This is a genomic window from Citrobacter sp. R-1.5.2 (assembly GCF_035064245.1).
GTDB lineage: Bacteria > Pseudomonadota > Gammaproteobacteria > Enterobacterales > Enterobacteriaceae > Citrobacter.
This window is the reverse complement of record NZ_JASEYC010000008.1, coordinates 195,113-201,461: the sequence shown is the minus strand read 5'-3', so window position 1 is coordinate 201,461 and position 6,349 is coordinate 195,113. Positions and strand designations below refer to the sequence as shown.

Below are 6,349 nucleotides of genomic sequence, written 5' to 3'. Positions count from 1 at the left end.
GCACCACCGTGACGGATCTCACCAATGATGCCCTGCTGTGGGATGCGACCGCTGGCGCGTTTAGCGCCGGTCATGGCACCAACGCCGCCAGTAAGATCACCAACGTGGCGGCCGGTACTCTGTCCGCAGACAGCACCGATGCGGTTAATGGTTCTCAGCTATTTGAAACCAATCAGAACGTGGCGCAAAACACCACTGACATCGCGACCAATACGACGAATATCGCGACCAACACAACCGATATCGCCAACCTTAATACCTCGGTTTCCGACATCAACACCACCGTAACGGATCTCACCAATGATGCTCTGCTGTGGGATGCGGCCGCAGGCGCGTTTAGCGCCAGTCACGGTACTAACACCACCAACAAAATTACCAATGTCGCCGCAGGCACCCTGTCCGCAGACAGCACCGATGCGGTTAACGGTGCTCAACTGTATGAAACCAATCAAAACGTAGCGCAAAACACCACGGATATTGAGGAGATCAACACCTCAATCACCAACCTTAGCGGCGACGCGTTGAAATGGGATGACACGGCAGAGGCATTTAGCGCCAGTCACGGTACTAACGCCACCAACAAAATTACCAATGTCGCCGCAGGCACCCTGTCCGCAGACAGCACCGATGCCGTCAACGGCGCTCAACTGTATGAGACAAATCAGCTAATCGCCCTGAATAGCGAAGTTATTAACAACTTAGCCGGCGATACCAGCGACACCTACATCACCAACAACGGGACGGGTGTGAAATACGTCCGCACTAACGACACCGGGCTCACCGAAGATGACGCGCACGCCTCCGGCATTGGCGCGACGGCCGTCGGTTATAACGCTGTCGCATCAGGTGCCAGCAGCCTGGCTTTAGGTCAAAACAGCCAAAGCATCGTCGATACGGGGATTGCGCTGGGCAGCGGGTCAGTATCAAACCGCACCATCTCCTCAAACAAACAGGCGACCAGCGTGACAAGCGATGGCGTCGTCATCGGCTATGACACCACGGACAGGACACTGCTGGGCGCATTGTCTCTGGGTACTGATGGTGAAAGCTATCGTCAAATCACCAACGTCGCGGATGGTTCTGAAGCGCAAGACGCCGTCACGGTACGCCAGCTGCAAAACGCGATTTCCGCCGTATCGACCACGCCAACACAATATTTCCATGCGAATTCGGACGAAGAAGACGCGCTGGCGGTTGGCGCTAACTCCATTGCCGTCGGCCCGAAAACCGTCGTCAATGGCGATACAGGCGTAGGCATTGGTTATGGCGCGACGGTTGCGCAAACGGCCAGCAATGGCATAGCTTTTGGGACAAACGCACAGGCAAACCATGCTGATAGCGTTGCGCTTGGGAGCAACTCACAAACCACCGTAGGCGCGCAAAGCAGCTATACCGCTTACAATTTGGATACCGCGCAAAGCTCAAGCGGAGAAGTGTCTGTAGGCAGCGCATCCGGCCAGAGGCAAATCACCAACGTTGCTGCGGGTACGCAGGATACCGATGCCGTTAACGTTGCGCAGTTGAAAGCCACCGATAGCCGTGTTGCCGCCAATACCGAAAGTATCACCAATCTGAATACGCAGGTGAGCAGCCTTGATACCCGGGTCACGAATATTGAAAACTCTGTTGGCGATATTGTGACAACGGGTAATACCAAGTACTTCAAGACCAGCTCAACGGGTGACGATGCCAATGCTCAGGGCGCGGACAGCGTCGCGATTGGCTCTGGATCTATCGCTTCTGCTGATAATAGCGTCGCCCTGGGGACTAACTCCGTGGCCGATGAAGCCAATACCGTTTCTGTTGGTTCATCCACACAGCAACGCCGTATTACCAACGTCGCCGCAGGGGTCAATAACACCGACGCGGTTAACGTGGCACAGTTGAAAGCCTCCGAAGCGGGTTCCGTCCGTTATGAAACCAATGCTGATGGGTCGATAAACTACAGTACGCTCAACCTCGGAGACGGCAGCGGCGGCACGACACGCATCGGCAATGTTTCTGCCGCGGTGAATGACACAGATGCGGTTAACTATGCACAATTGAAAAAGAGCGTAGAAGAAGCAAATACCTACACCGACCAGAAAATGGGTGAGATGAATAGTAAAATCAAAGGCGTAGAGAACAAGATGAGCGGCGGTATCGCTTCTGCCATGGCGATGGCAGGTCTTCCACAGGCCTACGCGCCTGGCGCCAACATGACCTCGATTGCGGGAGGCACATTTAATGGCGAGAGCGCAATCGCGCTTGGTGTCTCCATGGTGAGCGAAAGTGGTGGCTGGGTCTATAAATTACAAGGAACCAGCAACAGCCAGGGTGATTACTCGGCGGCCATTGGTATGGGTTTCCAGTGGTAATCCGTTAACGACATCACCGATGCTAAAGGCAATGGCCACGCCGCCATTGCCTTTTTATTTTCTTCACACTCCTGTTATTGGCCCTACCAATTATCACCAGATCCGAATACCCCCTCACATTTCGTTAAAATTAGCCTACAATACCGTTGCCAATAAATAACATCTGGTTAACTATTCGTTGTCATTATCCCTACACAACAATATTGGCAGGGCCACTTTTACACATAATGTGACGAAGAGATGAGCAAAGACTCATTCCATTATGTTGAAGGCCCTCAGGAGACCTGCAATGAATCTCTGGCAACAGAACTACGATCCGGCCGGTAACATCTGGCTTTCCAGCCTGATAGCATCGCTACCTATCCTGTTCTTTTTCTTCGCCCTGATTAAGCTCAAGCTAAAAGGCTATGTTGCGGCGTCCTGGACGGTGGTGATCGCTCTGGCGGTCGCCCTGTTGTTCTACAAAATGCCGGTCGATCACGCTTTGGCCTCGGTGGTGTACGGCTTCTTTTATGGTCTGTGGCCGATTGCCTGGATAATCATCGCCGCGGTATTCGTCTATAAAATCTCGGTTAAAACCGGGCAGTTCGACATCATCCGCTCATCCATTCTCTCAATTACCCCTGACCAGCGTCTGCAAATGCTGATTGTCGGTTTCTCCTTTGGGGCATTCCTCGAAGGGGCTGCGGGCTTTGGTGCACCGGTGGCGATAACCGCCGCACTGCTGGTGGGTCTTGGTTTTAACCCGCTGTACGCAGCCGGGCTGTGCCTGATCGTGAATACCGCGCCGGTCGCCTTTGGCGCGATGGGTATTCCGATTCTGGTTGCCGGTCAGGTTACCGGACTGGACAGCTTCGAGATTGGCCAGATGGTCGGTCGTCAGTTGCCATTCCTGACGATTATCGTGCTGTTCTGGATTATGGCGATTATGGATGGCTGGCGCGGCGTGAAAGAAACCTGGCCTGCGGTAATGGTCGCTGGCGGCTCGTTTGCTATCGCCCAGTATCTCAGCTCGAACTTTATCGGGCCGGAACTGCCGGACATTATCTCTTCACTGGTCTCACTGGTGTGTCTGACGCTGTTCCTGAAACGCTGGCAGCCGGTACGTATCTTCCGCTTCGGCGATATGGGCGCTTCCCAGGTCGATATGGACCTGTCTCGCACCCGCTACACCGCAGGGCAAATCATCCGCGCCTGGTCCCCGTTCCTGTTCCTGACCGCCACCGTCACGCTGTGGAGCATACCGCCGTTTAAAGCGCTGTTTGCGCCGGGCGGCGCGATGTACCACTGGGTAGTGAATATTCCGGTTCCGTTCCTCGACAAGCTGGTAGCCCGTATGCCGCCGGTCGTACACGAAGCCACAGCCTACGCGGCAGTGTACAAATTTGACTGGTTCTCCGCGACCGGTACCGCCATTCTTTTTGCCGCCCTGCTGTCTATCGCCTGGCTGAAGATGAAGCCCTCTGCCGCTCTACAGACCTTTGGCAGCACGCTGAAAGATCTGGCGCTGCCTATTTACTCCATCGGGATGGTACTGGCATTCGCGTTTATCTCTAACTACTCCGGGCTTTCATCAACCCTGGCATTGGCTTTGGCGCACACGGGCAGCGCGTTCACTTTCTTCTCGCCGTTCCTCGGCTGGCTGGGGGTGTTCCTGACGGGCTCTGATACCTCGTCAAACGCCTTGTTCGCCGCGCTACAGGCAACGGCGGCGCAGCAAATCGGTGTTTCTGACGTACTGATGGTAGCGGCAAATACCACTGGCGGCGTAACCGGCAAGATGATCTCTCCGCAGTCTATCGCCATCGCCTGTGCGGCTGTGGGACTGGTTGGCAAAGAATCTGATCTGTTCCGCTTCACCGTCAAACACAGCCTGATTTTCACCTGCATGGTGGGTGTGATCACCACCCTGCAGGCCTATGTCTTAACCTGGATGATTCCATGATTGTGATGCCCAGACGCCTGTCCGACGAGGTCGCATCTCGTGTGCGGGCGCTGATTGAAGAACAACAGCTGGAAGCGGGCATGAAGTTGCCCGCTGAGCGCCAGTTGGCCGTACAACTGGGCGTGTCGCGCAACTCGCTGCGCGAGGCGTTAGCAAAGCTGGTTAGTGAAGGCGTACTGATTAGCCGTCGCGGCGGTGGGACGTTTGTTCGCTGGCAGCATGAAGCCTGGTCTGAACAGAACATCGTTCAGCCGCTGAAAACGCTGATGGCAGACGATCCCGATTACAGTTTCGATATTCTGGAAGCCCGTCACGCCATCGAAGCCAGTACCGCCTGGCACGCAGCCATGCGGGCCACCAGCGCCGACAAAGAGAAGATCAGACTCTGTTTCGAAGCCACGCAAAGCGAAGACCCCGATCTCGCCTCGCAGGCAGACGTGCGCTTTCACCTCGCCATTGCCGAAGCGTCGCACAACGTGGTGCTGCTACAAACTATGCGCGGTTTCTTCGACGTCCTGCAGTCTTCAGTAAAACAGAGCCGCCAACGTATGTATCTGGTACCGCCCGTCTTTTCACAGTTGACGGAGCAACATCAGGCCGTACTGGATGCCATCGTTGCCGGGGATGCCGACGGCGCACGGAAGGCCATGATGGCACACCTTAGTTTCGTCCACACCACGATTAAACGATTTGATGAAGACCAGGCCCGCCAGGCGCGTATCACCCGCCTGCCCGGTGACCCTATTGAGATTAGCAGGGAGAACAACACATGATTATTTCAGCAGCCAGCGATTATCGCGCCGCAGCCCAACGCATTCTGCCCCCCTTCTTGTTCCACTACATTGATGGCGGCGCATATGCTGAGCACACCCTGCGCCGCAACGTGGAAGACTTATCGGAGGTGGCACTTCGTCAGCGCGTGCTGAAGAACATGTCCGACCTGAGTCTGGAAACCACCCTGTTCAACGAAAAATTGTCGATGCCGGTGGCATTAGCCCCGGTCGGTTTGTGTGGCATGTATGCGCGTAGGGGTGAAGTCCAGGCCGCCGCCGCCGCCGACGCCAAAGGTATTCCATTTACGCTTTCTACGGTTTCCGTCTGCCCGATTGAAGAAGTCGCCCCGACCATCAAACGCCCAATGTGGTTCCAGCTGTACGTCCTTCGCGATCGCGGCTTTATGCGTAATGCCCTGGAGCGCGCCAAAGCGGCAGGCTGCTCCACACTGGTCTTTACTGTCGATATGCCCACGCCCGGCGCCCGCTATCGTGATGCCCATTCCGGTATGAGCGGCCCGAATGCGGCGCTGCGCCGTTACTGGCAAGCGGTCACCCATCCACAGTGGGCATGGGACGTTGGTCTGAATGGTCGTCCGCATGATTTAGGCAATATCTCAACTTATCTTGGAAAACCTACCGGTCTTGAAGATTACATCGGCTGGCTGGCAAATAACTTCGATCCGTCTATTTCCTGGAAAGACCTCGAGTGGATCCGCGAATTCTGGGACGGCCCGATGGTGATCAAAGGAATCCTCGATCCGGAGGATGCCCGCGACGCCGTGCGGTTTGGCGCAGATGGCATTGTTGTTTCTAACCACGGTGGTCGCCAGTTGGATGGTGTACTGTCTTCTGCTCGTGCGCTGCCCGCCATTGCCGATGCGGTCAAAGGGGATATCGCTATCCTGGCCGACAGCGGGATACGTAACGGTCTGGACGTCGTGCGTATGATTGCGCTGGGTGCTGATAGCGTCCTGTTGGGTCGCGCTTACCTGTACGCGTTGGCGACACACGGACAGGCTGGTGTGGCGAATCTGCTGAACCTGATCGAAAAAGAGATGAAAGTGGCAATGACGCTGACTGGCGCGAAATCGATTAGCGAAATCAGCCGCGATTCTCTGGTGCAGGAGCTGGGTAAGAGCTTGCCTGCTGCATTGGCTCCTCTGGCTCAGGGTAGCGCTGCGTAACACTCTCTCCCGTAAATTGCGTTTTCTGCATGGTCGGCCTGTTTTCAGTCCGACCATTTTTTATGCAAAAGTAACGACTACTTAACA

The 6,349-nt window shown here is 55.4% G+C and carries 4 protein-coding genes; all 4 read left to right on the top strand.

Annotated features, from left to right (window positions below):
* Positions 1-2,357 (top strand): YadA family autotransporter adhesin (locus QMN38_RS16110; protein WP_323605349.1); only part of this gene is annotated, 2,357 nt, incomplete at its 5' end.
* Between the two features lie 289 nt (positions 2,358-2,646).
* The gene (lldP, locus tag QMN38_RS16105; protein ID WP_323605348.1) at positions 2,647-4,302 is read left to right on the top strand and encodes an L-lactate permease; all 1,656 of its coding nucleotides are present in this window, start codon (positions 2,647-2,649) and stop codon (positions 4,300-4,302) included.
* Complete coding sequence (gene lldR, locus QMN38_RS16100; protein ID WP_323605347.1) at positions 4,299-5,075, top strand: transcriptional regulator LldR; 777 nt, start codon at positions 4,299-4,301, stop codon at positions 5,073-5,075. The genes lldP and lldR overlap by 4 nt, the downstream gene beginning before the upstream one ends.
* Positions 5,072-6,262 (top strand): quinone-dependent L-lactate dehydrogenase, encoded by a 1,191-nt coding sequence (gene lldD / locus QMN38_RS16095; protein WP_271454732.1) that lies wholly within the window; start codon positions 5,072-5,074, stop codon positions 6,260-6,262. The genes lldR and lldD overlap by 4 nt, the downstream gene beginning before the upstream one ends.
* The last annotated feature ends 87 nt before the right edge of the window (positions 6,263-6,349 follow it).

Coding starts and splice junctions, on each gene's coding strand:
- lldP (WP_323605348.1), top strand. CDS start 2,647: ATGAATCTCTGGCAACAGAACTACGATCCGGCCGGTAACATCTGGCTT.
- lldR (WP_323605347.1), top strand. CDS start 4,299: ATGATTGTGATGCCCAGACGCCTGTCCGACGAGGTCGCATCTCGTGTG.
- lldD (WP_271454732.1), top strand. CDS start 5,072: ATGATTATTTCAGCAGCCAGCGATTATCGCGCCGCAGCCCAACGCATT.